This is a genomic window from Leptospira biflexa serovar Patoc strain 'Patoc 1 (Paris)' (assembly GCF_000017685.1).
Classification (GTDB): Bacteria; Spirochaetota; Leptospiria; order Leptospirales; family Leptospiraceae; genus Leptospira_A; species Leptospira_A biflexa.
In genome coordinates, this window is sequence record NC_010602.1 from 1,795,296 (window position 1) to 1,810,766 (window position 15,471).

A 15,471-nucleotide genomic window follows, 5' to 3' on the forward strand; every position below is an offset into this window, starting at 1 on the left:
TTGCCAGTTCAATTTTCTCTGAAATTTTGAACTTACAGAATGAAATCTAGCATCCTATTAGACGGTAAAGCGATTTCCGAAAAAATCCGAAATCGAATCCAAGAAACATTAGCAAAAGCAAAAGCCGAAGGTAAGGGAATTCCCACTTTGGCAACCATCCTTGTTGGGAATAACCCTGCATCGGAAACCTATGTGAACATGAAGGTAAAAGCCTGTGAAAAAGTGGGTATGCATTCGCGTTACATACGTTTGAAGGAAGAAACCACTACCGAAGAACTCTTAGGCGAAATTCGAAAACTCAATTTAGATCCGAGTATCAATGGAATCTTATTACAACATCCAGTCCCTCACCAAATCGATGAACGTAAGGCCTTTGATGAAATCGCATTAGAAAAAGATGTGGATGGGGTGACAACTATTTCATTTGGAAAATTGTCCATGAATAGCGAAGCCTATTATCCGTGCACTCCGTACGGTATGGTTCTACTCTTACAAGAATATGGAATCGATGTGACAGGAAAACATGCAGTGGTTGTGGGAAGGTCTCCTATCCTTGGAAAACCAATGGCCATCATGTTGACCAATTTGAATGCTACTGTGACACTTTGCCATTCGAAAACAGAAGATTTACCATCACTTGTCAAACAAGCCGATATCATTGTTGGTGCTGTTGGGAAACCGGAATTCATCAAAGCTGAATGGATGAAAGAGGGAGTCGTGATTTTGGATGCTGGGTACAATGTGGGCAATGTCGGAGATATTGAAGTTTCTAAGGCCAAAGATAAATCCTCTTATTATACTCCAGTACCTGGTGGTGTGGGACCGATGACCATTTCTGTTTTACTCTTACAAACGATGTATAGTTTTTTAGGTCAATTTTCGCCTAAGTTGGAGTCTCATGTCGCAAATCGTTAGTTTTGACGAATGTTTTCAAACCGTTCCAAAATTGGATCCTCCAAGTGATTTAGATAGTTTTTGGAAATCTGGAATCGGTGAACTGAAAAAAGTTCCTATCAAAGCCACATATAAAACAGTGCTGAAGGGTTCCTTTATTTGGGAATCTCTAAATGATATCAGTTTTCAAAGTATCGACAATCATGTGTTACATGGTAAACTGGCGATTCCAAGAAAACGTGGAGATCGCCCAGTAGTTGTGTATTTTCATGATTATCTTGCCATCCCTGAGGAAATCCAAAAAGGATATTCTGATTTGGGTGTGGCGCAACTTCACATCACCTTACGTGGACATGGCGATGAAATGGTACAGATGCCGGTGGACCCAACAACTGGCAAATCCCCGATAGGATGGACACCGAATTATTTTGCTCATGGACTGGACCAAAAAGAAGAGTTTTATATGCGAAAACTTTATTTGGATGTCATTAGGACCATTGAATTTTTAAGACTTTCGGATGGGATCGATGGAGACCAAATCATCCTTCATGGTAAGTCCATCGGATCTGCATTGGCTGTTTTTGGTGCAGCATATTCTGATCGAATTAAAGGTTTAATCCTCGAGACACCTTCTTTTTGTTACATTGATAAAGAACAAATGTCTTTAAAAGGAAATCCATGGGTAAGAGAACTCACGCCATTTTTTGAAAAAAGAGCAACGAAAAAAATCGATTATAAAAAAGAGTTAGCTTATTTTGATGCAATGAACTTTGCCAAAAAGATTAAAATCCCTGCCCTATTTTCATGTGGTATGGAAGACCAAATTTCGCATCCCAAGTCTACCTTCGCATTATTCAATCATATGAATTGTGATAAACGAATGCAAATTTATCCAACGGAAGGAAATGAAGCAGGCAAAGAAAAACAACCACAAGCCAACCTTGAGTTTGTAAAAGAAATTTTTGGATTATGACAACAATTCCCTTCTTCTTTCAAAATACCAAGTCTGGAAAAAAAGAGCCCTTCCAACCAAAAGATCCAAATTCTGTTACGATTTATTCATGTGGACCAACTGTTTATAATTTTGCTCATATCGGAAACATTCGATCATTTTTGTTTGTCGATGTGCTGAGACGTGCTTTATTACTAGGTGGGTATAAACTGAACCAATCGATGAATATCACTGACATCGATGATAAAATCATAAAAGAATCCATCAAACAAAACGTCAGTGTAGAAGAGTTTACAAAACCTTGGACAGATGCTTTTTTTAAAGATTTGGAAACCTTACAAGTTCAGAAATTAGAACATTATCCCAAAGCAACTGAGTCCATTGATGATATGGTTACTCTAGTAGAAACATTACAGTCAAATGGACTGGCCTATGAAAGAGACGGGAATGTCTATTTTTCGATCCAAAAATTCAATCAGTATGGTGAATTATCCAAGATTGATGTCTCAGGAATGAAATCGGGTGTCCGTTATGATGCGGATGAATATGAAAAGGATGATGTAAGGGATTTTGTTTTATGGAAGAACCAAAAAACAAAAGAAGAAAAATGTTGGCATACACGAATTGGAATGGGAAGACCTGGGTGGCACTTGGAATGTTCCGCCATGATTCGAAAAATTTATGGTACAGGTATCGATATCCATACAGGTGGAATTGACTTACTCTTTCCACATCATGAAAATGAATTTGCTCAATCAGTAGGTGCCTATCCAGAAGAAACATTTGTTGGAACCTGGCTTCATTGCGAACACTTGTTAGTTGATGGTGAGAAAATGTCAAAAAGTAAAGGGAATTTTTATACCTTACGTGACATTTTAAACAAAGGTTTTGAACCTCGCGCCATCCGTTTTCATTTGATTTCAGCTCATTACAGGAGTAAGTTAAACTTTTCCTTGGGGAAATTAGAAGAGTCGAAAGTGGCATTAGACAGAATTCAGAATACAATCTTTCGTTTATTGGAGTTAAATCCTTCAGTGGACCTAAATACCAATGATTGGAATCAGATTCACTTTACCGATCCAGAAATACAAACCTTGGATTCTGATTTTTTAAATGCAATAGCAGATGACTTGAATGTTCCGAAGGCCCTGGCGACTCTTTATGAATTTGTAAGACTCGTGAACCAATCCTTGGACCAAACTAAAGAAAAAAATGCAGATGAGTTTTTTAAACAATGTTTAGGTTTCTTTTACAAAATAAATTCTTTATTTGCAGTATTTTCGTTTGAAAAACAGAAGGAAACATTAGATGGAATTTCAGAAGATTGGATTTTGGATCAAATCGCCAATCGAAAACTTGCGAAACAAAACAAGGATTTTGCGACAGCTGACAATATTCGAAAAGAGTTGGAAAAAATTGGTATCCTTCTCACAGACACAAAAGAAGGAAATACAACATGGAAAAAAGCCCAGTAGAAATACTCTTTGGTAAACGAAATTTTTTCGAATTTTTAGAATCATTGGAACAAATGGCTCCAGAACGGGGTATCAAAACCATCCGGGAAGTCATTGTTAAGGATGGAATTGGAAATGAAGAAAAACAAAGGATCAAAGCCTATCTTCCTAATTCCGTAAAGTTTACAACAGTTTCTGCAAGGGAATTGGATCGGATTGCCCAAGATAAAAACCACCAAGGTTATGTGATCATTCGAACGAAACAAAAATCTTATTTATCTCTTGGATTTGAACAATTCAAACAAAATATAAAACCGAACGAAGGTCCTGTTTTGATCCTAGACAGAATCCAAGATCCTGGAAATTTAGGGAATTTATTACGAACAGCTGAGTGTATGGGCGTTAAACATGTGTTAATGTCTGATAGGGACACTTCCCCTATCACTCCCGTTGTGGAAAAAGTTTCAGCAGGTGCCATTCACCATATTCAAATCTACCGAGTCGCCAATTTGAAACATGGAATCGATTTTTTAAAGAAAAATGAATATTGGATTCTAGCCACTGACGAAGAAGGTGAAGAAGGGATATGGGAAACGTTACCAGATGTATCACAAATGGCTGTGATCATGGGAAATGAAGGAGAAGGAGTCAAAAGAATTTTACTTGAAGATGCTGATTATGTAGCTAGAATTCCATTGTATGGCGCTGTTACATCCTTAAACGTGGTGGTAGCTTGCGGAATTACTTTGGATAGGCTTCATCATGCTTCCTTATAGCAGAATCCGAATTGTTTTAGTATTCCTTGTATTATTTCTATTCACTTCCGAAGCCTGTATTTATGATTTTTATCGAAAGGAATTTGTTTCGGAAGATCAAAAGAATGATGAGGCTTTGTTACTTGCCTTCTTCGGTCTTCTTCCCAATCCGAATCAAAAATTATTCGGATTCATTCCCGGTAGTTCACGTAACCTTTCCAATGCTCAATTTTTAAATGCCGAATGGGTTCCGAAATCCCATAAAAAAAAGTTGGTTTGGGTACACGGTTGGAACCCAGCGGAACGGGATGCCGATCCCATTACCAATGATCAGAAAAAAATTCAAAATATAAAAAATACATTCTCAAATGGAATGGTACATTTCCAAGAAGGGAGAGATTCTGCTAGTTCAGAATTTGATTTGTACTTATATACCTATCGAACTTCAAATAGTATTCTCGTAAATGGTCGACAGTTTCATTCCACGTTAAGGGCTACTTTTTCCGATTCGGATTCGGTTTACATTGTTGCGCACTCGATGGGAGGACTTGTCACAAGAGTGGCTCTGGCAAAAGAAACGGGAGAATTACCTTTTGTTCGTTTGGTGGTCACACTCGCAAGTCCACAATACGGCTCCCCCTTTGCATCCAAGGGTTTTTTGGGATCCAATCCATTTACGAATGAATTAGGATCGTATTTGGTGGATACCCAAGGTGGTAGTGAACTTGCTTATACAAATCAAGGAAATTTACAACCCGTAATCAGTGGTGCCAGTAACCTTGTTTTAGATGTGTTGAATGATTCGTATTTAAAATCAGGACTCAATGTAAAATTCATAAGTTTTGCAGGAGTTTTGAGTAATTGTACGCTCGGTGAAACATTTTATTACAATACAGGTTGTAACATTTTATCCAATGCCGGATTGAACCAATCAGATGGGATTGTACCCTTAAATAGCGCAAGGCTTGGAAATTTAGGTTTAAAACAAATTAATGTGAGTGATTGTGATCATTCGATGATGGCATTCCAAACAACAAATATTGATGATTCCAAAAGTTTAAATTTGTTTTCCCAAGTGATTTCAGAAATTCGAAACAATCCCTAACTCTAAAATCACACTGAATTGAATCATTCATCGTTTTGTAAGTGTTTGATGGAAAAGAATAAACCGAAACAACCGAGTAGAAAAAACAGGCTCCCCCATTCTACGTATCCCTGATTCCATAATATGCATTGGACAGAATACAACCCACCAAAGACAAAACAAAGTCCAGATAAGGTTCCCAATAGGGAGACATGGATTTTATTTGCATGAATGGTTTGTGTCAAATTTGGATTCTGTTTAAAAAAACCTTTCCAGAAAAAGTATGGTGGTTTTGATTTTTCATAAAACGAGAATAGAATTTCTTTTTTGGTTCCAGGCAAAATATAAGTGGAAACAAGAAGGAAAATTGCCGAACTCATCGCTGTATATAAGATTGAATATGGAAATGAAATTTTTAAAATGATCGAATATAGAATGTACAATAATGGCGAAAGAATTAACGCCAAAATTTCAGTCCAAGCTGATACGCGCCAAAAGTACCATCGAATGATGAGTACAAATCCAATTCCAGAAGAGGCTTCTAATAAAAACACCCAAGCTCCCTTGATGGTTTCCATTCCATAAACCGCAAGTATAAAGGAAAAAAAGGCAGTGATCAATTGGATCATATAAGAAAACTTTATATAATTGGAATCTAGTTGTTTGTTTTTTGTGAGAGGTTTCCAAAGATCATTTACCAAATAAGAAGCGCCCCAATTCAAATGGGTTGCAAGAGTTGATAAATAGGCAGCAAGAAAGGCACTTAACATAAGCCCCATCATTCCATTTGGCATACCTTCCTGTAATACCATAAGAAACCCTTTTCCACTTTCCACTTCTGATAAATTAGGATATAACACAAGTGAGACGAGAGCGACAAGGATCCAAGGCCATGGTCTTACAAAATAATGTGCGACAACAAACCAAAGACTTCCTTTTAATGCCGCATCTTCATTTTTCGTAGCAAGAATCCTTTGGGCAATGTAACCACCACCTCCAGGTTCGGAACCTGGATACCAACTAGACCACCAAAGTATGGTGAGTAAAATGAGAAAATGATCCCAAGGCAAAGATCCATTTTCTCCGTTTGGGAAAAATAGTATTTTGTGATCAGGTAGTTTGGATTTAAGAGATTCCAATCCACCAATGGAAGGAAGTTGGATGGCAAAGTATGCAAACATGATACAACCAAACCAAGCTAGGAAAAATTGGAAGACATCGATGTACGAAATTCCTCGTAATCCAGCAATGGCAGTGTACATCACACCGAATAATAGTAAAAATATCAAAATTAGATTCGGATTGTAACCTGGAAAGAATACAGGAATGATTTTTAACATGGCTAGATTGACCCAGCCAAGGATGATTAAATTGAGTAAAAATCCAATGACGAAGGCTTTGAATCCTCGGAGGAATTCCGCTTCTTTGCCACTGTAACGGATTTGAATCAACTCAAGGTCAGTACTGGCACCAGATCGTTTCCAAAGTTTCGAAAAGAAAAAGACGGTGACAAAACCACCGACAGACATATACCACCAAATCCAATTACCTGAGATTCCCTGTGTCCGGATGATTTCTGTGACAGCAAGTGGAGTGTCAGCTGCAAATGTGGTAGCTACCATCGCAGTGCCTGCTACAAACCAACTCAAACTTCCTTCTGCTTGGAAATATTCTTTGGTGGAGTTGGATTTGGAACGAAACCGAACGAGGATTAGGAGAATGATTATAAATGGAAAGAAAAAGAAAAGATAATCTAAGATATGAAATGAATTCATAATCTAACTTTGATTCCCATCTCTTTCATGGTTTGTTTAGTTTCTTGGATGGAAAATTCTCCAAAGTGAAAGATAGAGGCTGCAAGTACAGCATCAGCTCCACCTCTTAAGATCACTTCTGCCATATGTTCTGGATTACCAGCACCACCAGACGCAATGATTGGGATCGTTAGATTGGAAGTAAACGATTTCATAAGATTGATATCGAATCCGTCTTTGGTTCCATCTTTGTCCATGGATGTCAGTAATATTTCACCGGCTCCCATTTCATGCGCCTCTTTTCCCCAATCTAATGCTTCTCTACCAGTTTCTGCTCTACCACCATTCAGATACACTTCGTACCGTTTGCGTTCTGGATGAAACTTAACGTCAATGGCACAGACTATGCATTGTGATCCGTAAATTTCACTTGCATCTTTTAAGAGTTTCGGATTTTGGAAGGCACTCGTATTGATGGATACTTTATCAGCTCCTTTATTGAGCACTGCCTTTACATCCTCGATTGTTCGAATGCCACCACCGACAGTGAATGGGATAAAAAGTTTGTTCGCCACTTCTTCGACGAGATGTAGTAGAATGTCTCGTTTGTCGGAAGAAGCAGTGATATCTAAAAAACAAAGTTCATCCGCTTTGTTTTCTTCGTAAGCGACAGCACAAGAAACAGGGTCTCCTGCATCGATTAAATTGACAAATTGAACTCCTTTAACGACCCTTCCCCCTTTGATGTCCAAACAGGGAATGACTCTTTTGGTAAGTTCATCCATTTTATTTGATCTCTTTTGGTAAGGAAATCTGACAAATGTCTAACTTTGATAATGATTTTGCAAACCCGAGTAATTTGTTTTCATCAAAATGAGATGTTGTCAATTGGACTCCGATCGGTAGACCATTTTGATCCAATCCCGCAGGACAACTGATCGCGGGAACTCCAGCCAAATTCACAGAAGTGGTTAATATATCAGCTTGGTACATTTGAATTGGATCTTTCGTTTTTTCTCCCACTTTAAAGGCTGTGGTAGGAGAGGTAGGTTGCAAAATGACATCAACTGTTTTAAAAAATTCTGCATACTGTTTTCTGATGAGAACTCTTGCCTTCTGTGCCTTTCCATAATAAGCATCATAATAACCAGAGCTAAGTGAAAATGTACCGAGTAAAATTCTTCGTTTCACTTCTTTTCCAAACCCAGCACTTCTGGATTCAGAATACAAATCATCTAGTTTTCCAGAAGTTTCTTTTCTAAGTCCATATCTGATGCCATCAAAACGGCTTAGATTAGAGGAACATTCGGCAGTAGCGATAAGATAATACACTGGAATCGCATACTTTAATAATGAAAAATCTAAAGGAACGAGCTCGGCACCTTTGCCTTCTAAGGTTTTTAAAATTTCCAGATAACGAGCGTTCACATCTGGTGAAAAATTAAAATCCTCAGTTTTCATGATTCCAATTTTTTTGCATTTCCAGTCAATTTCATTCACAGATTTTGATTCGAATTGATTCACTTTGGAAGTTGTTTGGTCTTTTGAATCGATCCCTGATAGGATTTCAAGTAGATCACTGATTCCATCCATATCATTTGAAAATGGACCAATTTGATCAAGACTTGATGCATAGGCAACAAGGCCATACCGTGAAACTCTACCATAGGTTGGCTTTAATCCCCAAATTCCACAGAGGGATGCAGGTTGGCGGATGGATCCACCAGTATCCGAGCCGAGGGAGATTGGTAACATGGATCCGGCAACTGCTGCCGCAGAACCACCGCTAGAACCTCCAGGAATTCGATCTGAATCAAATGGATTTTTGGATGTTTGGAAAGCACTGTTCTCTGTAGAGGAGCCCATTGCAAATTCGTCCATATTGAGACGAGGGAATAATACAAATCCTTTTTCCTTTAACTTGGAAATGACTGTTGCATCATAAGGTGATACAAAATTCTCTAAAATTTTAGATGAACATGAGGTGACTTCACCTGTGATACAGATATTATCTTTGATGCCAATGGGAATTCCATCAAATTCAGAGAGAAGTTTTCCATTTTTACGTCTATCATCACTTTCTTTAGCTTGTTTGAGGATTTTTTCTTGGTTCAATTCCAAAAATGCTTTTAGTTTCGAATCAACTGCATTGATCCTTTCTAAGTAGGCAGATACCAATTCTTCCGAAGATAAAGATCCTTCATTTAATCTTTTTTTGATTTCAGAATAAGTTAAAAATATTAAATCTTTCATGTTTCAATTACCTTAGGAACCACCACATAACCATTTTCATACGAAGGAGAAATTTTTGATAAGTCTTCTCGTTTTAATGAGTTTTCACTTAAATCCTTTCTGAGTTCGTAAAAAATCTGTTCATAAATTTCATCCTCACCTACTTTTGATGTATCTAAGTTTTTAATTTCATCTACATACTGTACAATTCTAGAGAAGTCACTTAACATCCCGGAAATCTCGTTTTCTTCGATGTTTAATTTTGCTAGATTCGCAATGTTTTTTAATTCTTTTTCATCCATATGGTTTCCTTAATAGGCATTCCTATCAATAATCGCTTTGAGTGGGGTTAGTAAAATGATCTTAATATCGAGTAATAAGGACCAGTTTTCTATATAAAATATATCTGCTTCGATTCGTTTCTCTATGGAAGTATCACCACGAAAACCTTGCACCTGCGCCCATCCTGTAATTCCGGCTTTGGCAGCATGTCTACGCATGTATTGGTGGTGTTCATTCCGAAACTTTTCTACATAAAATGGTCTTTCTGGTCTTGGTCCGACCACAGACATATCTCCGAGTAATACATTAAAAAACTGGGGAGTCTCGTCGAGGGATAACTTTCGTAAGATGGCACCTATTGAAGTCACTCTAGGATCGTCTTTCACTGTCCATAATGTATCAGATTTTTCTTTTGCTTGCACAACCATAGATCGAAACTTAATCATTCCGAATACTTTGTTATCCAATCCAACTCTTTCTTGTTTGTAAAAAACGGGTCCTTTGCTTGTTAATTTTACAAGTAAGGCAATGAGTATATAAAAAGGACTGAAGAGTAAAATAAAAAATAAGGAAAATAAAATATCAAAACTTCTTTTTAAAACTAAATTGTAACCCAATCGGAGAGGAATGTTTCGGATCGAAATGATTGGAATCCCATCTAATACTTCCACTCTTCCTTTTGCTGTGACAATCTCTTCATAACTAGGAATTACTTTTAAATCAATACCGTGAAAGTCTGCGATATCGATGACCTCTTTCAGTGAGTCTCCTTCCTCATGTGACAAAGCGTAAACAATTAGATCAATAAGGTTGTTTTCAACATAATTTTCTAATTTGGATGTGGTGGTCACTGTTTGAACTGATTTGGGAGATAAGTTTTTTTTACCAGAAACAAATCCTTTGACCGTATAACCGTAGATAGAGTGTTTTTGTAATGTTTTTGAAAAATTAATTGCAGATTTTCCAGTTCCAATGATCAAAACTGATTTTAAATTATATCCCTTACTTCTTAGATACTGCATGAGTGCACGTAATAAAAAATGAGAAAAGGAAGTGAGGATAATCGTACAAATTGCAAAATATCCAATGACAAGCCTAGAAAAACTTTCTCCACGAAAGAAAAATAGGAGTGAGAGAACCACCAAAAGGTTTAAGATTACACCTGAAATGATGGCAAACAGTTCATCTGAAAACGACAGTCCTCTCCTCGGATGGTATAAATCAATGGATAAAAAGGAGAACACTTGCGAAAACCCAAGGACAATTCCAAGGATCAAATAATTGAGCGGATCGATTGTTTGGATTTGAAAACTAGAATCTGGAGATAAATAATAACGAAAGATATACGCTGTTAAAAAACTCGTAAGACCAATAAAAAAATCAGTTACTAGGAATAATAATTTGAAGGATTGACTTCTTTCTTTTAACATTGTTTTCTTATGCTCATTCCGATAAATCGGTTGTTGTTCCATCTAATGGACGTTTTCTGAATCGATACAATCTTACCCTTGTTGCTTGTGCGGATGCGGAATCTCCAAAACTGAAGTTCGTTAAATTAACGGATAAATAAACGGATTGGTCATAAAACGTTAATTGATTATTGAGAGCAAGTCCACCAGGTAAGGCACGAAGATTCATGCTATATCCCAATCGGTATTCCCAGTTATGTAGGTCCATTTTAAAGGTCATCATAAATCGATTGATATTAAAAACCGTTTTTTGCCTTTCCGTTTGACCGTTGGCACCAGTTCCTGATGCTAAATCTTCCCAAATGGTGGTTTGGTCATAATTCGTACCTGTTTGAGACGTATATAGTTCGGGACTTGTATTCAAGGCATAAAATTGACCTTGCGCTAATGCTGTTAATCTCCAAGGTTCTGTGACTCTTGAGTCTAACTCCAGTTCAACGCCTGTATACCTTGTGACTTTCACATCCGTTTTAAAAAAGAAACGGTAACTATCCAAAAAACTATCCTTATAAACATGATACCATGTGGATCCAATTTCTAAACTACGAAAGGCACGAATGATGGGCCATGAAAACCCACCCATTTTATATGATACTGTTAAATTATTAGATAAAGAACGATTTTGTGGAGTGTGGTGAACGTAATCATTATTGATAAAAATACCTGAATAAAAGTTTCTTTTTCTTTCTAATAAACTTGGTCTTCGCGTAGAAAATCCATCAACGAAATCGAAAAATCCTCCAATCCGAACCACAGTATAATACCATCGTTGCATATTGGTAAGTCCTGGATTGTAAGTAGAAGAGAACTGTCTTAAGTCTCGAATGGTTCGAACTGAGATATCCCAATCATTCAAAGCGTAACTTTCCAAAGCGAATTCTGCCTCATGTTGGCGTAAATTACCAAGAATTGGATCTTTGGCTTCCGCTTTATCGGCATCTAATCTTCTGTAGGTGGTCGATAGAAAAATTTCAGGAATACCCATACGAACTGTATGGGACTGTCTCACATATTGGTATGATTGTTGTTTGAGTAAAGTTGCGTAAGCTTTGTTTACATCACGATCAGGACCATTCAATTCACTCCCAGAACCAGGAAATTCCACTGTTTGTTTGGTCGCTCCCATATAAACAGATGGAGTGAAAGACATATAAGTTCCCATGGCAATGGGAGAACGAAGGCCTGTTTCTCCAATCACATTGGTTTGTGAACGTAAAACAAAGTCTTGGTATTGGCTTCTAGGGTCCACAATTCCTGTCGTTGGATTTACCTTTTGTTGAGGTGGTCCATAGATTCTGTTGATATTTGTTTGGAATAACATATCCCAATAGATGGGACTTGTGGTGCCAGGGATATTACCAACGTTACTTGAGTTCCGAATGGTGACAGCAGGTAAGGTATCTTGAGCTGCAAAGTATTGGTTTGCTTGGATTTGATAAATCAGTGTTCGGCTCATGGAAATCCCAACACTTAGATCACCACGGTTTTCCGTATAATTAAAGTTCCAATTCAGTAAGTTTCGAATGAGGCCAAACCTTACATCTCGAAAGGTATATAAAGACTGTAATGAATTGGATGGTTGGTATCTGTTACCAAATTCATAATCAAACAATCGGTTACTATAGTTTTCATACTGTAATTGAAAGTTACGAGTGTAATCTTTTGAAAAATCATTGAACTTTGCATTCAATCGTAAATCCGCTTTCCACCATGGATCATAGTTAACGCCTGTATTACGATAAGGTAATCCGGAATTGGGAAACATCTCCCCACGATCAACATTATTGGTAACAGCTACATTCCCAATCCCACCGTTTCGAAATCGATCTTCATAGACTGGAGTGATTGCATTGTTTTTATAATTGGCATATCCTAAATTGATATTATAATTTAAGATAGGAGATACTTTCCACATCTCCAATTGGGCAGCCTGTCCTGTTTTTTCGTACATATCAAAACGAAACTTATATCCATTTGCTAAAAACAAACTATTGGGATAGGAATCAGACCATTGGTATGAGTTTTGCCAAAACCAACCTTGTGTATTGTTTTTACCAAACTGTGTTGTGACACCATTCCCTGATTCTGAATTGTACAAAAAAGGTAACATGAATAAGGTGGTTCCACCCACTTTATAGGACACCCATTGAGCAACAACCGTTCGGTCATCATGAATCACGATTCGTTTTGCTTGGAATGATTCGTGAGGAAGTTCTGCGTTACAGGCTGTAAAATATCCCATTTCCAAAAGGTAACGTTTTTCATCCAAACGTTTGATCTTTTGACCAATAAAGTGGGACGGGAACATACTGAGTTTTGAATTGTAGACAACACCTTGGTTTAATTTAAGATCATAAATCATACGATCTCCAATCACCTTGGTATTTCCATCCTTGTATTCTACGCCACCTTCCGCATAAATTTCTTGCCGATTCGCATCGATCGAAACAGAATCGGCGATGAGTTCCCCTGCTTTGATTTTGACTCGGACCTTACCTCTTAAAACAAGGACTCCCCCTTTTGTTTTATCGATATTCATCAATTGACCTTCTGCCGCATTTTGAATTTGGATGGGAGGCCCTTTTTTCGGTTGTGAGTTGAGTAGGGATTCAGGAGTTAACGGAAGTTCTTCTTGTGGAACCAATGCCTCTCGCAGACGTTCCCGTTTGCTGTAAATCGTTCCCGTCGGATTGAGTCCTAAATTACGGAGGTTATCTTCTACCTCTCGATCGGTCATCGCATCCACAGATTTACGAACAAGTCCCCTTTGGATTTGTGCAGAGGTTTGTTTTCTCTCTTCTTCTTGTTGGTTTTTGGAAGGTAAGGTTTGGTCCGGGAATAGTAATTTTAACCCATTGGTATCCTGTGCCAGAATTTCCATTCCGATCAGAAAACCACAAAATAATATGAGAAAATGAATGGATTTTTGCACAGCGGGCTTTGGAAGTATAGAACGAGAGTTTTACCCCTATCGAAAAAATCAATGGAAAACCAGGTTGAAATTCGAGGCGGAAAGTTGTAATTTCTTTGAAAAAGAGGTTGCCTAAGTTTCCGATGAATGGACATAATCAAATGGCTCGAATCCTTGGGCATAGGTGAGTTTTGAATGGCAAAAACCTACTCTGGAGAACGAATTCCTGGTACACTTAGGTACACTCTAAAAATTAGAGAGGGAAACGAAGAACACATTGTCCAAGTCCCGGAGCCCTCCATCCAAATCCTAAGTGATGGTTTTGGACCTGAGGAAAGCGCCAATCGATTGGCCCTCGCCATACTTTTAGATTTTACGAAAAACCCTCAAATATCGTTTGCCTATTACAAAGATTTTAATTTTTTCTTAGCGGGACTTTTATCCGAGGACAATTGGTTGTTACATTCCAATCGAATCGATTTATTTTTTAAGTTATTAGAACGCCCAAGTTTGGAAAAAAAACCAATCTTATCGGGAAATCATTAAGTTCCGATCAAACAGGTTTGACAATCGGTAGAGTGAAGACCCAAGCAGACGTTGGTTCTTCTCGTATCAAATTACCTTTGTGTTCGGCGATGATACTCCTTGTGACATCTAGTGAGTTCATTTGGGAGATTCCCATCATCAAATCTTCAGCTCCATTGTCTTTGATTTGGATCTGCACAAATTCATTCCCATCTCTTTCCACGACTGACATTGAAACAGCTATCTTTCGTCCTATGGAATCTTCCCTTGTATTCACACGAAGTCTTGCATCTTGCATCAAGTTGAGAAGGACTTGTTTGATTTTTTGAGGTTGGCAATAAACATGAGGCACATCTCCCATTTCCAATTCACATTGGATCCCTTCCTTTAAAAAATATTGGTGTAGGAATGATCGTGTGTCATTTAAGATGCTCACTAAATTTGAATAGGTCCATTGGGAACTCGTAGATTGGGAGTAAGAAACTAGGTTTTTCACAATCTTTGCGATTCGTTCTGATTCTTCGCTGATTTTATCTGCCTTTTCTTTGAGTGAAGGATTCGAGTTTTTTTTTGCTTCTAATGCTATGAGATCTGCTAAATTGAGAATCGAAGTGAGTGGATTGTTAATTTCATGAGAGATCCCCGAAGCAACAAGGGCTATCGTTTCCCATTTTTGATTTTCAGCCAAACGACTCTCCACCACTCGAATGTGTTTTTGCACTTGGGATTTGTAAATTGCCATTTCCACCGAAATATAAAGATCCCTGCTATTGAATGGTTTGATTAGATATCCGAAAGGTTCCGTCGTTTTGGCGCGATTGATGGTTGCTTCATCTGAATAGGCAGTGAGATAAATGACAGGAATTTCCTTGGTTCGTTTGATCTTACTTGCGATTTCAATGCCATCCATCGGACCATTTAACATGATATCCATTAAAACTAAATCAAAGTGTTCTGATTCAATCTGTTCAATTGCATCATTGGCTTCGGATACATAAATCGCATTGTATCCATATTGTTTTAAGGTAGAACAAATATTGATCGCAATGATCCTCTCGTCTTCCACAACGAGGATCTTTTTTACATCCGTTTCTTTTTCATTTCCCACAATTGATGTCATCGTTTTACAAAACCAGTCCACACAATCAAACAGAATAAT

At 37.7% G+C, this 15,471-nt stretch carries 13 protein-coding genes; 6 read left to right on the forward strand and 7 right to left on the reverse strand.

What is annotated here, in order from left to right; genetic code table 11:
- Positions 1–39 precede the first annotated feature (39 nt).
- The 5 genes from folD to LEPBI_RS08530 are packed head-to-tail and all read left to right on the forward strand — an operon-like array spanning position 40 to position 5,160.
- A complete protein-coding gene (gene folD / locus LEPBI_RS08510) occupies positions 40–915 on the forward strand; it encodes a bifunctional methylenetetrahydrofolate dehydrogenase/methenyltetrahydrofolate cyclohydrolase FolD (RefSeq protein ID WP_012388707.1) in 876 nt (291 codons plus the stop codon).
- A complete protein-coding gene (locus LEPBI_RS08515) occupies positions 899–1,867 on the forward strand; it encodes an acetylxylan esterase (RefSeq protein WP_012388708.1) in 969 nt (322 codons plus the stop codon). Before folD ends, LEPBI_RS08515 begins: the two co-directional genes overlap by 17 nt.
- Positions 1,864–3,321 (forward strand): cysteine--tRNA ligase, encoded by a 1,458-nt coding sequence (cysS, locus tag LEPBI_RS08520; protein ID WP_012388709.1) that lies wholly within the window; start codon positions 1,864–1,866, stop codon positions 3,319–3,321. The genes LEPBI_RS08515 and cysS overlap by 4 nt, the downstream gene beginning before the upstream one ends.
- Complete coding sequence (gene rlmB / locus LEPBI_RS08525) at positions 3,303–4,076, forward strand: 23S rRNA (guanosine(2251)-2'-O)-methyltransferase RlmB (RefSeq protein WP_012476276.1); 774 nt, start codon at positions 3,303–3,305, stop codon at positions 4,074–4,076. Before cysS ends, rlmB begins: the two co-directional genes overlap by 19 nt.
- Positions 4,063–5,160, forward strand: coding sequence for a lipase family alpha/beta hydrolase (locus tag LEPBI_RS08530; RefSeq protein ID WP_012388711.1), 1,098 nt, complete (start codon positions 4,063–4,065; stop codon positions 5,158–5,160). Before rlmB ends, LEPBI_RS08530 begins: the two co-directional genes overlap by 14 nt.
- A 23-nt stretch (positions 5,161–5,183) precedes the next feature.
- Here the strand turns inward: LEPBI_RS08530 and LEPBI_RS08535 are convergent, their stop codons facing one another.
- From LEPBI_RS08535 to LEPBI_RS08560, 6 genes are read right to left on the reverse strand one after another with little or no spacing between them, the layout of a single operon-like run.
- Entirely contained in the window at positions 5,184–6,914 is a 1,731-nt protein-coding gene (locus tag LEPBI_RS08535) for a sodium:solute symporter family protein (RefSeq protein WP_012388712.1), read from the reverse strand.
- Positions 6,911–7,678 (reverse strand): imidazole glycerol phosphate synthase subunit HisF, encoded by a 768-nt coding sequence (gene hisF, locus LEPBI_RS08540; protein WP_012388713.1) that lies wholly within the window; start codon positions 7,676–7,678, stop codon positions 6,911–6,913. Before hisF ends, LEPBI_RS08535 begins: the two co-directional genes overlap by 4 nt.
- A gap of 1 nt (position 7,679) precedes the next feature.
- Complete coding sequence (gene gatA, locus LEPBI_RS08545; protein ID WP_012388714.1) at positions 7,680–9,146, reverse strand: Asp-tRNA(Asn)/Glu-tRNA(Gln) amidotransferase subunit GatA; 1,467 nt, start codon at positions 9,144–9,146, stop codon at positions 7,680–7,682.
- Entirely contained in the window at positions 9,143–9,427 is a 285-nt protein-coding gene (gatC, locus tag LEPBI_RS08550) for an Asp-tRNA(Asn)/Glu-tRNA(Gln) amidotransferase subunit GatC (RefSeq protein ID WP_012388715.1), read from the reverse strand. The genes gatA and gatC overlap by 4 nt, the downstream gene beginning before the upstream one ends.
- A 9-nt stretch (positions 9,428–9,436) precedes the next feature.
- Entirely contained in the window at positions 9,437–10,837 is a 1,401-nt protein-coding gene (locus tag LEPBI_RS08555; RefSeq protein WP_012388716.1) for an undecaprenyl-phosphate glucose phosphotransferase, read from the reverse strand.
- A 13-nt stretch (positions 10,838–10,850) separates the two neighbouring features.
- Positions 10,851–13,757 (reverse strand): LPS-assembly protein LptD, encoded by a 2,907-nt coding sequence (locus LEPBI_RS08560; protein ID WP_081431662.1) that lies wholly within the window; start codon positions 13,755–13,757, stop codon positions 10,851–10,853.
- Between the two features lie 225 nt (positions 13,758–13,982).
- Between LEPBI_RS08560 and LEPBI_RS08565 the strand changes: the two genes are divergently transcribed.
- Positions 13,983–14,333, forward strand: coding sequence for a hypothetical protein (locus LEPBI_RS08565; RefSeq protein WP_012388718.1), 351 nt, complete (start codon positions 13,983–13,985; stop codon positions 14,331–14,333).
- 7 nt (positions 14,334–14,340) lie between these two features.
- Here LEPBI_RS08565 and LEPBI_RS08570 read toward each other — a convergent pair whose 3' ends face one another.
- The gene (locus tag LEPBI_RS08570; RefSeq protein ID WP_041770006.1) at positions 14,341–15,432 is read right to left on the reverse strand and encodes a response regulator; all 1,092 of its coding nucleotides are present in this window, start codon (positions 15,430–15,432) and stop codon (positions 14,341–14,343) included.
- Positions 15,433–15,471: the final 39 nt, after the last annotated feature.

Excerpts from the sequence above, each read along its gene's own strand:
- folD (WP_012388707.1), top strand. The coding sequence starts at position 40 with ATGAAATCTAGCATCCTATTAGACGGTAAAGCGATTTCCGAAAAAATC.
- LEPBI_RS08515 (WP_012388708.1), top strand. The coding sequence starts at position 899 with ATGTCGCAAATCGTTAGTTTTGACGAATGTTTTCAAACCGTTCCAAAA.
- cysS (WP_012388709.1), top strand. The coding sequence starts at position 1,864 with ATGACAACAATTCCCTTCTTCTTTCAAAATACCAAGTCTGGAAAAAAA.
- rlmB (WP_012476276.1), top strand. The coding sequence starts at position 3,303 with ATGGAAAAAAGCCCAGTAGAAATACTCTTTGGTAAACGAAATTTTTTC.
- LEPBI_RS08530 (WP_012388711.1), top strand. The coding sequence starts at position 4,063 with ATGCTTCCTTATAGCAGAATCCGAATTGTTTTAGTATTCCTTGTATTA.
- LEPBI_RS08535 (WP_012388712.1), bottom strand. The coding sequence starts at position 6,914 with ATGAATTCATTTCATATCTTAGATTATCTTTTCTTTTTCTTTCCATTT.
- hisF (WP_012388713.1), bottom strand. The coding sequence starts at position 7,678 with ATGGATGAACTTACCAAAAGAGTCATTCCCTGTTTGGACATCAAAGGG.
- gatA (WP_012388714.1), bottom strand. The coding sequence starts at position 9,146 with ATGAAAGATTTAATATTTTTAACTTATTCTGAAATCAAAAAAAGATTA.
- gatC (WP_012388715.1), bottom strand. The coding sequence starts at position 9,427 with ATGGATGAAAAAGAATTAAAAAACATTGCGAATCTAGCAAAATTAAAC.
- LEPBI_RS08555 (WP_012388716.1), bottom strand. The coding sequence starts at position 10,837 with ATGTTAAAAGAAAGAAGTCAATCCTTCAAATTATTATTCCTAGTAACT.
- LEPBI_RS08560 (WP_081431662.1), bottom strand. The coding sequence starts at position 13,757 with ATGGAAATTCTGGCACAGGATACCAATGGGTTAAAATTACTATTCCCG.
- LEPBI_RS08565 (WP_012388718.1), top strand. The coding sequence starts at position 13,983 with ATGGCAAAAACCTACTCTGGAGAACGAATTCCTGGTACACTTAGGTAC.
- LEPBI_RS08570 (WP_041770006.1), bottom strand. The coding sequence starts at position 15,432 with ATGACATCAATTGTGGGAAATGAAAAAGAAACGGATGTAAAAAAGATC.